General features: G+C 60.2%; 1 protein-coding gene. It reads right to left on the reverse strand.

Features of this window, described 5'->3' with window-relative positions:
* The coding region (locus C7C45_RS33215; protein ID WP_244200702.1) for a nicotinamide-nucleotide amidohydrolase family protein at window positions 1–184 on the reverse strand (184 nt) is incomplete at its 3' end.
* Window positions 185–211 lie beyond the last annotated feature (27 nt).

Below are 211 nucleotides of genomic sequence, written 5' to 3' on the forward strand. Positions count from 1 at the left end.
TGAAGCATTCCCGCCGGGTAATGCCTTCACCGCGGGCAGTGGCAAAAGCAAACCAGACGGTGCCGAAAGGCTTCTCTTCACTGCCGCCATCCGGCCCGGCGATACCACTAATAGACACGGCATAATCAGCACGAGCCGCTTTCAGTGCGCCTATCGCCATTTCCACCACGACGGGTTCACTCACCGCGCCATGCTGCGCCAGCGTCTCTTC

It is taken from the genome of Micromonospora arborensis (assembly GCF_003205615.1).
Lineage (GTDB): Bacteria > Actinomycetota > Actinomycetes > Mycobacteriales > Micromonosporaceae > Micromonospora > Micromonospora arborensis.